Origin of the sequence: Microbacterium proteolyticum, assembly GCF_030818075.1 — a bacterium.
In the GTDB taxonomy this organism is placed as follows: domain Bacteria; phylum Actinomycetota; class Actinomycetes; order Actinomycetales; family Microbacteriaceae; genus Microbacterium; species Microbacterium proteolyticum_A.
The window spans coordinates 1,901,914-1,918,091 of the sequence record NZ_JAUSZZ010000001.1; the positions used below are offsets into that span (position 1 = coordinate 1,901,914).

The following is a 16,178-nucleotide window of genomic DNA, read 5'->3' on the forward strand; positions in this document are numbered from 1 at the left end:
TGCGCCCCGCGGGCGTGACCGCCCTGCGCCCGCGCGGGCGTGACCGCCCGCCCTGCGCCCCCGCGGGCGTGACCGCCCGCCCTGCGCCCCCGCGGGCGTGACCGCCCGCCCTGCGCCCCCGCGGGCGTGACCGCCCTGTGCCGCGCGGGCGCCACACACTGACTTGCGGCATATGTACGCACGGGATGCGGTCCGGTGTGCATTCGGCGCACCTCAGCGACCGACCGTCCGACGATCGGAGTCGATGGGCGATGTCGGCGGTGAGCGATAGCCTGGAACCATGCGCGTACTCCTGGCCGGCGGTGCCGGTTACATCGGAACTCACACGGCCGTGGCCCTGCTCGAGGCCGGCCACGACGTCGTCCTCCTCGACGATCTGTCGGGGACGCATGCCGTCGCCGCCGAGCGGGTCGAGCAGATCACCGGCAAGGCCGCACCGCTGGTGGTCGGTGACGCGACCGATGACGCCGTCGTCGCGTCGGCCTTCGACCAGTACGGCCCGATCGATGCGATCATCCACCTCGCCGCGTTCAAGGCCGTCGGCGAGTCGACGCAGAAGCCGCTGGCGTACTACTCCAACAATCTCGACACCACTTTCGCGCTCCTGCGGGTGGGCATCGCCCACGGCATCCGTTCGTTCGTGTTCTCCAGCACCGGCACGGTCTACTCCGACCCCGCCGACCTGCCCTTCACCGAGGAGTCGACCACGAGCGTCGACCTCTCCAACGCCTACAGCAAGTCCAAGCGCATGAACGAGGTCGTGCTCGCCGACGTCGCGCGGGTGAACCCCGAGCTCAACGTGACGGTGCTGCGCTACTTCAACCCGGTGGGCGCCCACCCGTCGGGCCTCATCGGCGAAGACCCCGCCGGCATCCCCAACAACCTGATGCCGTACGTCTCGCGCGTGGCGATCGGTACCCTCGACGAGATCGGCGTCTTCGGCTCCGATTACGACACCCCCGACGGCACAGGTCTGCGCGACTACATCCACGTCGTCGACCTCGCTGAGGGGCACGTGGCGGCTCTCGAGAAGGCGCAGCCCGGGCACCAGGTGTTCAACCTCGGCACCGGCCGCCCGGTGAGCGTGCTGGAGCTGGTGGCATCGTTCGAGAAGGCCGTCGGTCACGAACTGCCCAAGAAGATCCTCGACCGTCGGCCCGGGGACGTCGCCGCGACGTACTGCGACCCGGCGAAGGCGGGCGAGGTTCTCGGGTGGCGCACCCGCCTCACCATCGACGACGCGTGCCGCGACTACTGGAACTGGCAGACCACCAACCCCGCCGGCTACGCCACGACCATCGACGCCTGAGCGTCCGCACGTAGGGTGGTGTTGTCCGGTCACGCCGCGGCCGGGCCGGGAACGGGGGAGGACATGGCCGTCACGGCACCGCGTGCGTGGCAGGTCGTTCTCGAGCGCATCGAGAATGATCTCCGCGACGGACGGCTCAGCCCCGGCGATCGCCTGACGCCCGAGCGCGAACTGGCGACGCAGCTGGGCGTGGGACGCTCCAGCGTGCGCGAAGCCGTGCGCGTGCTGGAGGTTCTCGGGGTGGTGCGCACCGCGACCGGCTCGGGGCCGACGGCCGGGGCCATGATCGTCACCACGCCGCGGGGAGGCCTCGCCGCCTTCCTCCGTCTCCAGGTGGCGGCGAACGGGTTTCCGCTCGCCGACGTCGTGCGCACCCGCATCGTGCTCGAGTGCGACGTCGCCGAACGTCTGGCGCAGACGGATGCCGATCTCTCCGGGGTGCACGAGATGCTCGCGGCGATGGATGCCGACGACCTCAGCCCCGCCGAGTTCCTCGCCCTCGACGCGCGCTTCCACCAGGCGCTCGCCGAGGTGTCGGGCAACGCGGTCGTCTCGGCGATGATGGCCGGGCTGCGCAGCTCCATCGAGGAGTACACGTCGGCCGGCGCCGCCGGTCTCGACGCGTGGCCCCGGATCGTCGAGCGGCTGCGTCGCGAGCACCGTCACATCGTCGACGCGGTGTCGCGCGGGGAGCCCGACGAAGCGAGAGAGGCCGTGCGCGCCCACATCACCGACTACTACACGGACGTGTCCGAGGCTCGGCGCGCCGATACCGAGTCCTCCACGTCCCCCACGCCCTGAGGAGCATTCCGTGACCGATCGACCGGTGCGTCCCCCGCGACCCCAACACGTGCTGCACGTCGTCGCGACGGAGCGGCTGAGTCCGCACCTCGTCCGCATCCGCGCACGCGGAGACGATCTCGCCGCCTTCCGGGAAAGCCCCTACACCGACAAGTACGTGAAGATCACGTTCACGAAGCCGGAGCTCGGGCTCGAGCCGCCCTACGACCTCGCGGTGCTTCGTCAGACCCTCCGCCCCGAAGACCTTCCGGTGACACGCACGTACACGGTGCGAGCCGTCGATGGCGACGAGCTCGCGATCGACTTCGTCGTGCACGGTGACGATGGGCTCGCAGGGCCCTGGGCTGCGCGTGCGCGGGTCGGCGATCGTCTGGTCGTGTCGTCGCCCGGGGGAGCCTACGCGCCCGACCCGGCCGCCGCATGGCACCTGTTCGTCGGCGACGAGTCGGCGATCCCGGCCATCGCGGCCTCATTGGAGTCGCTGGCCCCGGATGCCGTGGGCGCGGCCTTCCTGGAGGTGCAGAACGCGGGGGAGCAGCTCGCGCTCTCCGCCCCGGCGGGGATCGAGATCGTCTGGGTGCACCGCGGCGCGGCCGATGCCGGTGCGACACCGGTACTGGCCGAGGCGGTGGCCGCGTGGCATCCGCTCGACGGACGCGGACAGGTCTTCGCCCATGGAGAGCGCGAGAGTATGAAGGCGCTGCGCGACATCGTGTTCACCCGATGGGGACTGGCGCGAGACCAGGTCTCCCTCTCGGGCTACTGGGCGTACGGCCGCACGGAGGACCGCTTCCAGGCCGAGAAACGCGAGCCGATCGGCCAGATCATCTGAGCGGCCCCGCCGCGGACCTCGCGCCACGCGAGCCGCCGGGCGACGCCCTCTTGACGATGGCGCCGGACAGGCGTCGCGGTGATGAGCGGCGCGGCAGGGCGCCCTCGCTCAGGCGCGGGTGCGCTCGGGAAGCGTGGGGAGGAGCTTCTCGAGGAAGGCTGCGGTGTCTTCCCACCCGTGCACCGCCTGGCATTCGACGCCCATCGCGAGGACGGGGTAGTCGTTGCCGTCGGGGTCGAGGCGGTCGCCGACGAACAGCATGTCGTCGAGGGGGATGCCGGTGGCCTCCACGAGCTTGTTCATGCCGTAGGCCTTGTCGATCCCGCGGTGGGTGATGTCGACCGACGTCGACCCGCCGGAGCGCACCTCGAGGTCGGGGATGCGCGCCGCGACGGCTTCGCGCAGGCTGTTCTTCTTCTCGCCCGTGGGGTCCCATGCCATCTTGGCGTCGAGGGGGGCGGACTGCCCGAGAGCGGAGAACGTGATCTGCGAACCGCGGTCTTCGAGGATCTCGCCCCAGGGCTCGGCCTCCCAGAGTCCGAGTCGCTCGGCCTCCTCGCGCACCGCGGCGAGGGCGCGCTGCTTCTCGTCGTCGGTCAGCGAGTGGGCGTAGACCGTCTCGACGCCGTCGCTGGTGAGACGGTAGTACTGCGTTCCGCACGTGGGCATGAGGTGGAAGCGCGAAAGCACCTCGGGCGCGGCCTGGGGGAGGCGTTCGACGACCTGCGAGCGGAACTGCTGGAGCTGACCGCCCGAGATGATGGCGACCTCGACGCGCTCCGCGAGAGCGAGCAGAAGCTCACCGATGCGAGGGTCGATGGCCGACTTCGAGGGAGCGAGGGTGTCGTCGAGGTCGAAGGCGACGAGGCGGGGCGAGGCGTCGGACACGGTGCTCCTGGAGGTCTCGGGGTCTTGATGCGTCGGTGCCCGTTCGTGCGTGCACGCGTGAGGTGGCGGACGGCCGCGAGGCCGTTGGCGGCCCAGGATGATTCTATGCCGGGTGCTGGGGCGCTCCCGTCGGGCGGATCCCCCGGTCTCGAGCAGGTCCCGCATGGCGGGGCGGCATCGGCCGTCGCCACGGCTCGCCGGCCGCCGACGTGACTCCCGGGCGAGAGCGACCCCACCGACCAAGAAGAGCCTCCCGCGTTTCCGCGGAAGGCTCTCCCTCGTCGACCGAACCGGATTCCCGTGGTTCGAGTGACAGTCGATTGGTCGGGGTGACAGGATTTGAACCTGCGGCCTCGTCGTCCCGAACGACGCGCGCTACCAAGCTGCGCCACACCCCGTGGCAACTTGAAAAGTCTACCCTGTTCCGCGCCCTCCACCGAACCACAGCACGGCTCGGGCGCGTCGCGGGCCCGCGCGACGACGGTTCCCCGGGCGCCGGATCGCCTCGAGATCCCGGCTCCGCGGGCTCCGAGGGGACACGGATGCGCATCCTGGTCGATGCGACGGAGGTTCAGCCCGGAGCCGTCGACGCCGCCCGCGGCCGTCCGAGTCGCCGAAAGCGTCGAGACGGCCGCGGGGCGGCAGTGCGTCACCGCAAGGAAGGCTGATGGTCGCAGACCGTTGCGCGAGTCCTGCTCACATCCGAGGGGTGGAACGCCGTCGCGCGACGGCCCAGGCTGTCACGCCGAGGCCGATGACCGCCACCGCCGCACCCCCGGCGCCGCCCAGCGACGCGGCGCTGATGCCCGTCTGCGCCAATGCCTCGGGGAGGGTCGGCGCCGACGAAGGGGAAGGAGGTGCGGCGGCACGTGTCGGCGCGACCGTCGGCGTCGGCGTCGGCTCCGAGCGGGGCGCCGGAGGCGCGAGCTGCTCGGTCTGCGCGGGAGAGGCGAATCGCTCCTGCCAGCGATAGCCGGTCGGCAGGTGCGGGATCGTCTCGGCATCCTGTGCTTCTCGCTCCACACGCCAGACGGCCGTGTAGACGCCGGGCCCGGGCAGCGACTCCGACGGAATTTCGTAGACGCCGGCGCCAACCTCCGGGTCGGTCCGCAGGTCGAGACGCATCACGGGGGTGAGGTTCGACGGGATCTCCGCCGATTCAGCGGGGTAGGCGCCCGTCCGGTACACGTCGGCGGTCGCGACGACCGCGATGAAGGACCCGTCCGCGTGGCGCGGCCAGACACCGTCCCCCGCCGACACCGTGACGCTGTCGATGAAGCGACCGTCCGCGATGCGCGCGGTGGTCTCGATGCGCGGCGCGAAGAGCACAGGGCGGGGCGTGGCATCCTCCGACGAGAGCGCGAAGGTGGTGGGGTCAGCCGGGCCAGCCGACTCCTGCTGCCCGGGCGTGGAGAAGAAGCGGATCGCTGCCGAACGCACCGAGAAGGACCCCGTTGCACGGACGGTGTAGGGACGGCCGCCGTCCGAGGCGGAGGCGGGCGCGATGATGTCGTACGCCTGTCCGGCGTGGACGTCCGCGCGATCGTTCCGGCCGGTGTCGGCGAACACGGCGTTGTCGAGATGCAGGGTGCCGGTCGCCGAGGGATCGACGTCTGCGGTCACGGTGCCGCGGGTGGGGTCGTCGTCACGAGCGGTGAGCGTCAGCGAACCTCCGACGCGGGGTACGGCGATGGCCTCCGCCTCGGCCAGATAGTGCACGGCCCGTTGCTGCACGGCCTCGCTGTTCTCGGGGCTGGCGCGACGCATGATGAAATCGATCGCCTCGGGGAGGCTCTCGCCGGTGTACCCCCACGAGTGCAGCGTGGTCGCGCGATCGGCGATCGCTTTGACCGCCCATCCGACGCCGGCGGCCTGCACCGGGTCGTCCGTCTGGCCGTAGGTGCCGACGAGGTAGTTGATCGAGATTAGTTGCTGGGGGCTGAGTCCGTTCACGTGCGACGACACCCCGTGGTCGGTGGTGGGATCAGTGGCGACGGGCAGCCCGGGATGGATGCAATAGGTGTGCACGTCGCCGACCCGCATCGAGCCGTGCCAGCCCGTGCGCGAAAGCGGCGCCCAGGTGCCGAAACCCGTGCCGCGCTCGGCAGCCTGGGCGGCGGGAGCGACTCCGAGGCCGCCGAGCAGCGCCGCGATCAGGGTGAGGACGGCGACAGCGCGTCGACGTGGCGGGGATGGGTGATGCATGCGAGGAGTCCCTTCGTTCGAGGAGACTCGATCGTGCGCCAACCAGGTCGCGTCGAAACGGCACGAGGGGCCGATCCGTGTACGGATCGGCCCCTCGTCGCGGTGGGGAGAAGGCTCAGCGGGGGAGCAGCGTGAGCAGCGTCGCCTCCGGGCGGCATCCGAATCGGACCGGCGCGTAGATCGAATGGCCGAGGCCGGCACTGACGTTCAACGGGACGGTCCTGCCCTCGTGCGTCCAGTCGCTCAGGCCTCGGGCCTGATCCAGGGGGATGTCGCAGTTGGACACGAGCGCCTTCCGGCTGAATGGCACCCGCACCTGACCGCCGTGCGTGTGACCTGCCAGCAGCACGTCGGCACCGAGGCCGATGAACGTGTCGAGCGTGCGTCGATAGGGCGCGTGCATCACACCGAGGGTGAGGTCGGCGGCATCCAGGGTGTCGAGGATGGGCGGGATGAGTTCCGGATGGTCCCAGTTGCGGTGACCGTCGTTGACTCCGAACGCCGTCACACGCAGGCCCTTGATCTCCAGCGACACCGCCGTGTCATCGAGGATGCGCCACCCGAGATCGTCGGTGAAGAAGCGATCGAGCGCGTCGACGTCGAGGTGCTTGTGCGCCGGCAGGTTGCCCGAGGGACCCAAGAAGTAGCGGAGCGGGTTGCGCGGAGCGGGCTCCTGGTAATCGTTGGAGCCGTGCACGACCAGACCGGGCACGTCGCGCAGAGGCGAGAAGGCCGTGCGGATGCCGGTGAGCCCGTCACGGTGCCCCAGGTTGTCGCCCGTGTTGACGACGAGGTCGGGGGAGAGCTCCGACAGGCGTGCCATCCACTCCTGCTTGCGGTGCTGCCACGGCGCCATATGGGCGTCGGAGACGTGGAGCACGCGCAGGGGCTCAGCGCCCTTCGGGAGGACCCGCAGCGCGTGATACCGCACGGTGAACAGGTGGCGCTCGATGCCGACACCCCAGACAGCGGCCCCGACAGCCGCCGCCCCCGCGACCCCGAGGGGCGCGAGGGCGGCGGTCACGAGGGGGCGCGTCACGGGCATTCCTTCGCGACGACCGACAGGGCGACCGCCGTGCTCTTGTTCGCGGCGCTCCCGCCCGCGGGACTCGTGCTGACGACCTGACCCTCGGCGGGAGCGTTGGCGTCTCGCTGGCACCCGCCGATCGAGATGTTGCCGAAGCCGGCGCCCGCCAGGGCCGCTCTCGCGGCGTTGACCGTCTGCCCGTCCACGTTGGGTACGGTGCCCTGCTGGCCGTTGCCGGGGTTGATCGTGATGGTGGAGCCGGCCGGCGCGGAACCGCCGTTGGGGCTCTGGGCGGCGACGGTGTCGGGGCCCGAGGCGGAGTCGACGGGGTCGCCCACGGTGACCCGGAAGCCGGCGGCGGTCAGGGTCGATTCCGCGTTGTCGAGGCTCTGTCCCACCACGTTGGGCAGGTCGCGCTGCTGCGTGCGGAGCAGGTTGGACACCGGGTCCGGGAAGCGGTCGCCCCCGTAGAACTCGTTCGCGGCGCTCTGGATGTCGCGGGCGAGCACGTAGCGCATGCTGCTCAGCTGGTTGCCGTTCGCGTACTTGCCGAACAGGTCCTTGTCGCCGTCCCAGTTGCCGACCCAGACCGCGGTGGTCGCGTTGGTCGAGGACTCGATCATCCAGGTCTGGAAGCCCTCGTGCGTGCCGGTCTTACCCATCACGGGGGTGCCGTCGAAGGGGTTGGCATCGACGCCGGTGCCGCCGCGCTGCATCACGCCCTGAAGGGCGTAGGCGGTCGTCGCGGCGATCTCCGGAGTGAGCGCCGACTCGCACTTGCGATCGGGAATGGGACGCTCCTCGCCGTCGGCGGTGGTCACCTTGTCGATGACCTTCGGCTGGCAGCGGGTCCCGCCGTTCGCGACCGTCGCGAAGGCACCGGCCATCGCGAGAGGCGAGACGTTGTCGCTTCCGATCACCTCGTTGGCATTCGCCATGGCGATCTCGTTGCCGTCTCCCGACTGCACGCCGAGGCGCTTGACGACCTTGGCGATGTCGCACAGGTCGAGCTCCGCCGCCATCGCCAGGTAGCCGGTGTTGAGGGAGTCGCGCGTGAACATCATCGGCGTGCCCACGTACCCGGGGTTGCGCGCGAAGTTGTTGATCGTGACGTTGCCCTGATTGACCCAGTTGCCCGTGCAGGAGTTGGTCATGTTGGGCACGGGCCGGAGGCGTCCGTTCAGCGACTCGTTCAGGGAATGGCCCTTCTCGAGCCAGTCCACCAGCGTGAACAACTTGAACGTCGAGCCGACGGGGAAACCGATCGAACCGCCGTTGCTGGAATCGCCCGCGAAGACGATCGAGTTGTACGAGGGGTCCGACTGGGCCAGCTCGGGGTCCTGCGTGAACTTGGTGTTCTGCGCGATCGCGAGGACTCGGCCGGTCTTGGCCTCGAGGCTGACCGCCGTCGAGCCGAACTTCATCCCGTCGACGCTCTGGGGGGTGTTCTCGTTCATCGAGTTCTGCGCGGCGTCCTGCATCCGCCAGTCGAGCGTCGTCTGGATGGTGAGCCCGTCCTGGCGGAGCGCGCGCACGCGGTCGTCCGTCTCGGCCCCGAATGCCGGGTCGTTGAGGATCGTCGAGACGACGTACTGGCAGAAGTACGGCGCCGCAGACGAACCGCAGCCCTGCTGCGTCTCGGAGAGCTTGGGCGTGATCGGCTCGACCGCGTACTGGACGTACTGCTCGTGCGTGATCTTGCCGTCGATCTCCATGCGGCTGAGCACGTACAGCTGACGACCCTTCGTCTCGCTGTAGCCGTCCGCGGCCGCGACCAGCTGCTCCTGCGTGATCTCACCGTTGTCGCGCAGGGTGAACAGGGCCTGGATGGTGTCCTGGTCGACGTCGTCGATCGACCCGTCGGGCTGCTTGTTCGCCGTGGTCCCATCGTTGTAGATGATCGAGCCGTCGGGGCGGTCGATGCGGAACCGGTTGGGATTCTGCACCATGCCGGCGAGGATCGCGGCCTGTCCGACGTTCAGCTCGGAGGCCGACACATCGAAGTAGCGCTTGGCTGCGGCGTCGATGCCGTAGGTCACGCCGCCGAAGTTGGCGATGTTGAGGTAGCCGAGGAGGATCTGATCCTTCGAGAACTCCTTCTCGAGCTGGATGGCGTAGCGCATCTCCTGCAGCTTGCGCTGGTAGCCCTCCGGGCCTTCGGCCTGGACCGCGGCCTCGGCGCACTCCTGCAGAGCCTCGTCACGGGTCTTGCCGACGGGGTCGGCATCGGTGGGCTCGACGGCCTTGGCCTCGCGCTCGCAGCGCTGCACGAGGACGTTCTTGACGTACTGCTGGCTGATCGAGGATCCGCCCTGCGTCTGGCCGTTCGCCGCGTTGTTCAGCAGAGCACGGGTGGTGCCGATCAGGTCGACGCCGCCGTGCTGGTAGTACCGCGGGTCCTCCGAGGACAGCACGGCGTCGTACATGACGGGAGCCACCTGGTCGAAGGTGACGGGGGAGCGGTTCTGGTCGTAGAAGGTCGCCAGCACGCGGTCGCCGGCCATCAGCGTCGTCGGCTGCATGAGCTCGTCGGGCTGCAGATAGCTGGGCATCTTGTCGAAGATGGTGATGGCGCTGGATGCAGCGGCACCGGAGACGGCGATGGCCGGCGTCACGGCGGCGGTGACCAGGAGACCGGCGACCGCGCTGAGTCCGACGAGGCCCAGGATGCCGCCGAGGGCACCGCTAGCCGTACGTTTGTTCTCGGGCATAGGCTTGATGCTAAGCGACGTTGCTGGGCGATGCCTTGAAGGCGTGCGCTCGCGCGCGTACGCCTTCCACCGCGCGCGCACGATCGCTGCCGCGCCCAGCCATCGCCGGGAGCCCGACATGACCACGTGGGAATACCTCACCACTCCGCTACTGATCCACAACACCGCGGCAATCCTCAACAACTGGGGAAAGCAGGGCTGGGAGCTCGTCCAGGTGGTGACGGGACCGGAGGGGGGACTCGTCGCCTACTTCAAGCGTCCGATCGGCGGCGGCACGGCCAACGCCGGACTCGGGGCCGCCGAGGTCGCGGCACGTCAGTTCGAGGGCCAGCAGTGAGCGTCGCGTCGCGCCTCGCCGAACTGGGCGTGGAGGTCCCCTCGGTCGTGCCGCCCGTCGCCGCATACATCCCCGCCAAGCGTCACGGCGATCTCGTGTACACCTCGGGTCAGTTGCCGATGGTGCAGGGGAAACTCCCCGCCACCGGCAAGGTCGGGGAGTCCGAGGGGCTCGTCGATCCGGCGGACGCCAAGACCTACGCGCGTCAGTGTGCCCTGAACGCCCTCGCCGCCGCGGCGGCGCTCGTCGGCGGTGTCGACAACCTCACCGGCGTACTCAAGCTCACCGGCTTCGTGGCATCCGTTCCGGAGTTCACCGGGCAACCGGGCGTCATCAATGGTGCGAGCGAATTCTTCGGCGAGGTTTTCGGGGAGACCGGCGCGCATGCACGTTCGGCGGTCGGTGTGCCGGTCCTTCCCTTGGACAGTCCGGTCGAAGTCGAGGTCGTTTTCTCCGTCATTTGACCGGAAAGCGACATCCTCGACGTCGGCGCGTAACCTATCGCGCTATTCCCTGTTTCAGAAATGTCGCATTGAATGATTAGGGTATTCACGGGGATGCGTAGTCGCGCTTGCCCGACCGGGTGCCTTGGTAGGGCGCATTTTTAGGGGAAAACGGGGAAACATGGACAGGACGAAGAAGCTCTGGGCCGCCGGCGCGACAGCGCTCGCTCTCGCTCTCGGAGCGGGAATCGCCGTTCCGGCGCACGCCGCTGACATCACGGGCGAGGTGAAGGTCACCATCGACCTCTCGTCCCGCAGCAAGACCGAGATCTCGGTGTGGACCAAGAACACGTCGTCGGTCCCGGCGTACGGCACGGCCAGCGTCTTCTACGAGCCCGCCGGGGTTCTGGTCGACTTCGGCCCGAAGCGGTACGCGCCCGGCGAGGTCTGGACGTGGACGCAGACGGCCCCCGGCCACGATTGCGGCGACTTCGACACCAGCACCGCGGTCGCGTTCGGCTCCGAGGATCGTGGCGGAGCGTCCGACTGGACCTCCGGCGAGCTCACCGTCGGCGACCCGCGGGTGACCATCATCGGCTGCGACACCCCGACGCCGACCCCGACGCCGACCGCTTCGCCCACGGCGACGCCGACGGCTTCGCCCACGGCGACGCCGACCGCGTCGCCCACGGCTTCGCCCTCGGCGACGCCGACCGCTTCGCCCACGGCGACGCCGACCGCATCGCCCACGGCGACGGCTTCGCCCACCGCGACGCCGACCGTCACCGCGTCCCCGGCGCCTTCGTCGTCCCCGACGGCCGGCGCGGCCGGCTCGTCGAACGCTCAGCCCGGTAAGGGCTCGCTGGCGGTCACCGGTATGTCCGGCGCCGCTCTGCTGCCGATCGCGCTGATCGCGGCGGGCGTGCTCGCCGTCGGTGCCGTGATCCTGCTGCTGCGTCGTCGCCGCTCGGTCTGACGATCAATCTGAAGCGGGGCCGTTCGAAAGAACGGCCCCGCTTTCGTTCGCCCCGATCAGGAAACGGGAATGATCCCGTTTCGCTTGCTGAGGGCGCTCGGCTCGGTGGCTCTCGCGCTGCTGCGCGTCGGTGTGCCGGTTCCTCCCCGATCGACGACGCTCCGCCGCGCGCCGAAGAATGGGGTCGCGCGCGGCCCTGCACCTCGCGCGGTCGCGTGCGGGCCACGGCGATCGTTCGGCGCTCACCCTGTCGTGCGCCGGCGTCGGCGGTCCGATATGGATGCCGGGCCACCCGGCATCCACACCCGGACCGAGGTCACTTGACCTGGGCGCTGATGACGCTCATGACGGCGGTGTCGGCCAGGGTCGTCGTGTCGCCGACCTCGCGCCCCTCGGCCACATCGCGCAGAAGGCGGCGCATGATCTTGCCCGAGCGCGTCTTCGGCAGCTCGCCCACGATGTACACGTCGCGCGGTCGCGCGATGGGGCCGATCTGCTCGCCGACCCACCGACGAAGCTCGTCTCCGAGTCCCTCCACGGGGTTCTGCTTCAGGTACCTGCTCTTGATGATGACGAACGCCACCACGGCCTGGCCGGTGGTCTCGTCCGACGCGCCGACCACGGCCGCTTCGGCGACGCCCTCGTGGCCCACCAGTGCCGATTCGATCTCGGCCGTCGACAGGCGGTGTCCCGAGACGTTCATCACATCATCGACGCGCCCGAGCAGCCAGACGTCGCCGTCCTCGTCGAGACGGGCACCGTCTCCGGCGAAGTAGTAGCCCTTGTCGGCGAACTTCTCCCAGTACGTCTCGCGATAACGGTCGGGATCGCCCCAGATGCCGCGCAGCATGCTCGGCCAGGGCTCGGTCACCACGAGCAGGCCGCCGCTGCCGGGAGCGACCGGTTCGCCGCTGTCGTCGACGACGGCGATGGAGATGCCCGGCACCGGGACCTGGGCGGAGCCGGGCTTGGTCTCGGTCACTCCGGGCAGAGCCGAGATCATGATGGCCCCGGTCTCGGTCTGCCACCACGTGTCGACGATGGGGGTCTTGTCGCCCCCGATGATCTCGCGGTACCAGACCCACGCCTCGGGGGTTGATGGGCTCGCCGACCGAACCCAGCAACCGCAGCGACGACAGGTCGAACTGCTGCGGAACGTCGCGGCCGATCTTCATGAACGACCGGATGGCCGTCGGAGCGGTGTAGAAGATGGTGACGCCGTGCTTCTCGATCAGCTCCCACCAGCGTCCGGGATGCGGCGTGTCGGGGGTTCCCTCGTACAGCAGCTGCGTCGCGCCGTTGGCGAGAGGTCCGTACGTCACATACGTGTGGCCGGTGATCCAGCCGATGTCGGCCGTGCACCAGTACACATCGGTCTCGGGGTGCACGTCGTGGACGACGCGGTTGGTGAACGCCGCCTGCGTGAGATAGCCGCCCGAGGTGTGCAGGATGCCCTTCGGTTTCCCCGTCGTCCCCGAGGTGTAAAGGATGAACAGCGGCGTCTCGGCAGGGAAGGACCGCGCCTCGTGCTCGGCGGACGCCTGCGGGACGACGTCGTGCCACCACACGTCCCGCTCATCGGTCCACTCGACCTCGTTCCCCCCGCGCTTGACGACGATCACATGCTCGACGGTCTCCTGGATGCCGGAGCCGTTGCGATCGGCGAGGGCCTGGTCGACCGCGGGCTTGAGGGGGGACACCTTGCCCTTGCGCCACCCGCCGTCGGCGGTGATCACGACCTTGGCGCCGGCGTCATCGATCCGGGCGCGGAGACTGTCGGCGGAGAAGCCCCCGAAGACCACCGAGTGCACCGCTCCGATCCGGGCGACGGCGAGCATGGATGCGATGGCCTCCGGGATCATCGGCAGGTACAGGGCGACGCGATCGCCCTGCTCGACACCGAGCCCGGTGAGCACGTTCGCGAGGCGCTTGACCTCGGCCGTGAGCTCGGCGTACGTGACGTTGCGGGTGTCGCCGGGCTCGCCCTCCCAGCGGAGGGCGATGCGCTCGCCGTTGCCCGCCTCCACATGCCGATCGAGGCAGTTGTAGGCGACGTTCAGTTCGCCATCGGCGAACCATTCGGCGAAGGGCGGGGTTCGACCAGTCCAGCACGCGGGTGAACGGCGTGTGCCAGTGCAGGCCGCGGGCCTGTTCGGCCCAGAATCCCTCGCGGTCGGCGGCGGCGCGCTCGTACAGCGCACGATCTGCCACCGCCTCGTCGGCGAATGCGGCCGGCGGCGCGAAACGGCGGGATTCGGAGAGAAGGTGATCGATCTGGCTGCTCATCGCGGCGCTCCTTCGCATCGTGCGACGCCCGCGTCGGTGCCCGGCGTCGTCATCCCGGTCACGCTATCGAGCGGCCCCGACGGCAGCCACCTCCGATAGTTGGCATCCGGAATGTGGCGAAACAGGTGATATATCGGGATGCATGGGTGCGTCGAGTTGTTGTAACTAATTCTCACTGAGTAATCTGGGCACGCCCGAACATCGCTTCCGGCGCTGCGTCCGGGGGGAGCCCCCCAATATTCCTCCGGCGCATGGCGGCATCCCTCGCCCCCCACTGACGGGATGCCGCCCCCTTCTTTTTCCGCCCTCGCGGCGTGCTCTCCGAGCAATTCCTCCCCAGCCACCTGATCCGGTCGGTGGTCCACCGATTCCGTGATCCGGCCCGCGCCACGGCCCGCCTTCTCCCTACGGTCGTCGGCATGTCCTCGATCGACCCGGTAGCACCGACCACCGCCGCCCCCACCGCGATGGCGTGGCGGGATCCGGCGCTGGCGTTCCTCCGTCCGTTCCTCGACGACCCCGCTGTCACCGATCTCTTCATCAACGGTGACAGCGGCCTCTTCGTCGACCGCGGGGAGGGTGCGCAACGCGTGCCCTCATGGCGCGCGAGCGAGGCCGAGGTGCGCCGGGTCGCCATCCGACTGATCGCGCTCGGCGGGCGCCACCTCGACGACGCCTCGCCGTGCGTCGACGTACGCCTGGACCGCGGCGTACGGGTGCACGCCGTTCTCGCGCCCGTCGCAGCGAGGGGCACAACTGTATCGGTGCGCGTGCCGCGCGGGGACGCCCCCGATCTCGCCGAGCTGGAGCGATCGGGCATGCTCTCCGCGACGCAGCGTGCGCACCTGGAGCGCATGGTGGACCTCCGCGAGAACCTCCTCGTCACCGGTGCGACCGGTGCGGGGAAGACGACGCTGTTGACCGCCCTGCTCACGCGCGTGCCGACGACGGAGCGCATCATCACCGTCGAAGAAGTGGCCGAGCTGCGGCCTCGCCACCCGCATCACGTGACGCTCGAGGCCCGCCAGCCCAACATCGAGGGAGCCGGCGGCATCGGGCTCGCCCGGCTCGTCCGCGAGGCGCTGCGCATGCGGCCCGATCGGTTGATCGTCGGCGAGTGCCGGGGCGAGGAACTGCGAGAACTGCTCATGGCGCTCAACACCGGCCACGACGGCGGCGCCGGCACGCTGCACGCGAGCGGCCTGACCGACGTGGCGGCCCGCCTCGAAGCGCTCGGGGCGCTCGCGGGAATGGATGCCGCGGCGACGGCCCGGCAGACCGCGAGCGCGATCGACGCGGTGGTGCACGTCGAGAGGGTCGGGGGGCGACGGCGGGTGTCCGGCTGGGGACGGCCGGTCGTGCGCGGTGGGCGGATCGCGATCGAGCCCGGGCTCTGGTCGTGAGGCGCGGCAGGCGTTCGGTCTCGTCTCGGTCGGATCCGATCGAGACGGTCCTGCGGCTCGCGGTTCTGCTGTCCGCAGGATTGCCGTCGATGAACGCGTGGACGTACCTCGCCGAAGACGGCGACCCCCTCGCGGCGGCAGCGGCACGTGCCGCGACGGCCGGTGACGACGTCGGCGCCGTCCTGGCGACCGGCGGCGACTCCTGGGCCGACATCGCGGCGGTGTGGACCGTGGCGGTCGAGACGGGCGCCCCGCTCGCCGACACTCTGCGCGCGGTCGGGGCGGCGCTCCGCGACGGCGCCGACGTGACGGCCGACGTGCGCGTCGCCCTTGCGGAGCCCGCGGCCACGGCTCGACTGCTCGGGTGGCTGCCGCTGCTCGGCGTCCCGCTCGGCTCCGCGCTCGGATTCGACTCGATCGGGATCCTCCTCACCGATCCGAGGGGTGGGGTGTGCCTCGGTGCCGGTGCGGTTCTCGTTCTCGCGGCGCAGGTATGGACGCGACGCCTTTCGCGTCGGGCCCGGCCCCCGACGGCGGTGCCGGGTCTGCGCGCCGAGTTGTGGGCCGTCGCCCTGTCAGCTGGGACGTCTCCCGACCGCACGCGCACCCTGGTGGATGCCGCGATGCCTGCGGCCGCCTCGGCGGAGTCTCCGGATGACGCTGCACGAACGGTCGCGTTCGCGCAACGGGCGGGTGTGCCTGCGGCCGAGCTGCTCCGGGCCGATGCCTGGCTCGCCCGGCACCGCGCACGAACCGACGGGCGTACCGCGGCGGCACGGCTGTCCACGCGCCTGCTGCTGCCGCTGGGGGTCTGCACACTCCCCGCCTTCCTGCTTCTCGGCGTCGCACCGATGATTCTCGGAATCCTCCGAACGGGGGCGCTGCCGTGATCTCGGCCGCCCCGCCCTCGCCACGCCTGCACGCCTCGTTCCTGCTCCCTCGACACACTCACCTCATATA

At 70.1% G+C, this 16,178-nt stretch carries 12 protein-coding genes, 1 tRNA gene and 1 pseudogene; 8 read left to right on the top strand and 6 right to left on the bottom strand.

Features of this window, described 5'->3' with window-relative positions; genetic code table 11:
• Positions 1-280: 280 nt before the first annotated feature.
• The 3 genes from galE (at position 281) to QE392_RS08805 (ending at position 2,942) form a co-directional block, all read left to right on the top strand.
• Positions 281-1,309, top strand: coding sequence for a UDP-glucose 4-epimerase GalE (galE, locus tag QE392_RS08795; protein WP_307450761.1), 1,029 nt, complete (start codon positions 281-283; stop codon positions 1,307-1,309).
• A gap of 63 nt (positions 1,310-1,372) precedes the next feature.
• Positions 1,373-2,110 carry a FadR/GntR family transcriptional regulator gene (locus tag QE392_RS08800; RefSeq protein WP_307450764.1) on the top strand — a complete coding sequence of 246 codons (738 nt, stop codon included), beginning with the start codon at positions 1,373-1,375 and terminating at the stop codon, positions 2,108-2,110.
• Positions 2,111-2,120: 10 nt separating this feature from the next.
• On the top strand, positions 2,121-2,942 hold the full coding sequence (locus QE392_RS08805) for a siderophore-interacting protein (RefSeq protein WP_307450766.1): 822 nt from the start codon (positions 2,121-2,123) through the stop codon (positions 2,940-2,942).
• A gap of 108 nt (positions 2,943-3,050) precedes the next feature.
• On the opposite strand, the gene QE392_RS08810 is transcribed toward QE392_RS08805, so the two are convergent.
• The 5 genes from QE392_RS08810 to QE392_RS08830 form a co-directional block, all read right to left on the bottom strand.
• Complete coding sequence (locus QE392_RS08810; protein WP_307450768.1) at positions 3,051-3,830, bottom strand: HAD-IIB family hydrolase; 780 nt, start codon at positions 3,828-3,830, stop codon at positions 3,051-3,053.
• Between the two features lie 321 nt (positions 3,831-4,151).
• Positions 4,152-4,228 (bottom strand) — tRNA-Pro (locus QE392_RS08815).
• 298 nt (positions 4,229-4,526) lie between these two features.
• Positions 4,527-6,035 carry a hypothetical protein gene (locus QE392_RS08820; protein ID WP_307450770.1) on the bottom strand — a complete coding sequence of 503 codons (1,509 nt, stop codon included), beginning with the start codon at positions 6,033-6,035 and terminating at the stop codon, positions 4,527-4,529.
• 115 nt (positions 6,036-6,150) lie between these two features.
• A complete protein-coding gene (locus QE392_RS08825; RefSeq protein WP_307450772.1) occupies positions 6,151-7,074 on the bottom strand; it encodes a metallophosphoesterase in 924 nt (307 codons plus the stop codon).
• The gene (locus QE392_RS08830; RefSeq protein ID WP_307450774.1) at positions 7,071-9,773 is read right to left on the bottom strand and encodes a transglycosylase domain-containing protein; all 2,703 of its coding nucleotides are present in this window, start codon (positions 9,771-9,773) and stop codon (positions 7,071-7,073) included. Before QE392_RS08830 ends, QE392_RS08825 begins: the two co-directional genes overlap by 4 nt.
• Positions 9,774-9,891: 118 nt before the next feature.
• On the opposite strand from QE392_RS08830, the gene QE392_RS08835 reads away from it, so the two are divergent.
• The 3 genes from QE392_RS08835 (at position 9,892) to QE392_RS08845 (ending at position 11,529) form a co-directional block, all read left to right on the top strand.
• Complete coding sequence (locus tag QE392_RS08835) at positions 9,892-10,110, top strand: hypothetical protein (RefSeq protein ID WP_307450776.1); 219 nt, start codon at positions 9,892-9,894, stop codon at positions 10,108-10,110.
• Positions 10,107-10,574: a RidA family protein gene (locus QE392_RS08840; protein WP_307450779.1), complete on the top strand. Its 468-nt coding sequence runs from the start codon at positions 10,107-10,109 to the stop codon at positions 10,572-10,574. Before QE392_RS08835 ends, QE392_RS08840 begins: the two co-directional genes overlap by 4 nt.
• A 160-nt stretch (positions 10,575-10,734) precedes the next feature.
• Positions 10,735-11,529 carry a hypothetical protein gene (locus QE392_RS08845; RefSeq protein WP_307450782.1) on the top strand — a complete coding sequence of 265 codons (795 nt, stop codon included), beginning with the start codon at positions 10,735-10,737 and terminating at the stop codon, positions 11,527-11,529.
• 316 nt (positions 11,530-11,845) lie between these two features.
• Here QE392_RS08845 and acs read toward each other — a convergent pair.
• Positions 11,846-13,815, bottom strand: a pseudogene (gene acs, locus QE392_RS08850) (acetate--CoA ligase).
• Between the two features lie 419 nt (positions 13,816-14,234).
• On the opposite strand from acs, the gene QE392_RS08855 reads away from it, so the two are divergent.
• Positions 14,235-15,218 (top strand): TadA family conjugal transfer-associated ATPase, encoded by a 984-nt coding sequence (locus tag QE392_RS08855; protein ID WP_373426453.1) that lies wholly within the window; start codon positions 14,235-14,237, stop codon positions 15,216-15,218.
• Positions 15,215-16,108 (top strand): type II secretion system F family protein, encoded by an 894-nt coding sequence (locus QE392_RS08860; RefSeq protein WP_307450784.1) that lies wholly within the window; start codon positions 15,215-15,217, stop codon positions 16,106-16,108. Before QE392_RS08855 ends, QE392_RS08860 begins: the two co-directional genes overlap by 4 nt.
• Positions 16,109-16,178: the final 70 nt, after the last annotated feature.

Bases quoted from the DNA above. Each gene is read 5' to 3' on its own strand.
- QE392_RS08830 (WP_307450774.1), bottom strand. From the start codon at position 9,773: ATGCCCGAGAACAAACGTACGGCTAGCGGTGCCCTCGGCGGCATCCTG.
- QE392_RS08835 (WP_307450776.1), top strand. From the start codon at position 9,892: ATGACCACGTGGGAATACCTCACCACTCCGCTACTGATCCACAACACC.
- QE392_RS08855 (WP_373426453.1), top strand. From the start codon at position 14,235: ATGTCCTCGATCGACCCGGTAGCACCGACCACCGCCGCCCCCACCGCG.
- QE392_RS08845 (WP_307450782.1), top strand. From the start codon at position 10,735: ATGGACAGGACGAAGAAGCTCTGGGCCGCCGGCGCGACAGCGCTCGCT.
- QE392_RS08800 (WP_307450764.1), top strand. From the start codon at position 1,373: ATGGCCGTCACGGCACCGCGTGCGTGGCAGGTCGTTCTCGAGCGCATC.
- QE392_RS08820 (WP_307450770.1), bottom strand. From the start codon at position 6,035: ATGCATCACCCATCCCCGCCACGTCGACGCGCTGTCGCCGTCCTCACC.
- galE (WP_307450761.1), top strand. From the start codon at position 281: ATGCGCGTACTCCTGGCCGGCGGTGCCGGTTACATCGGAACTCACACG.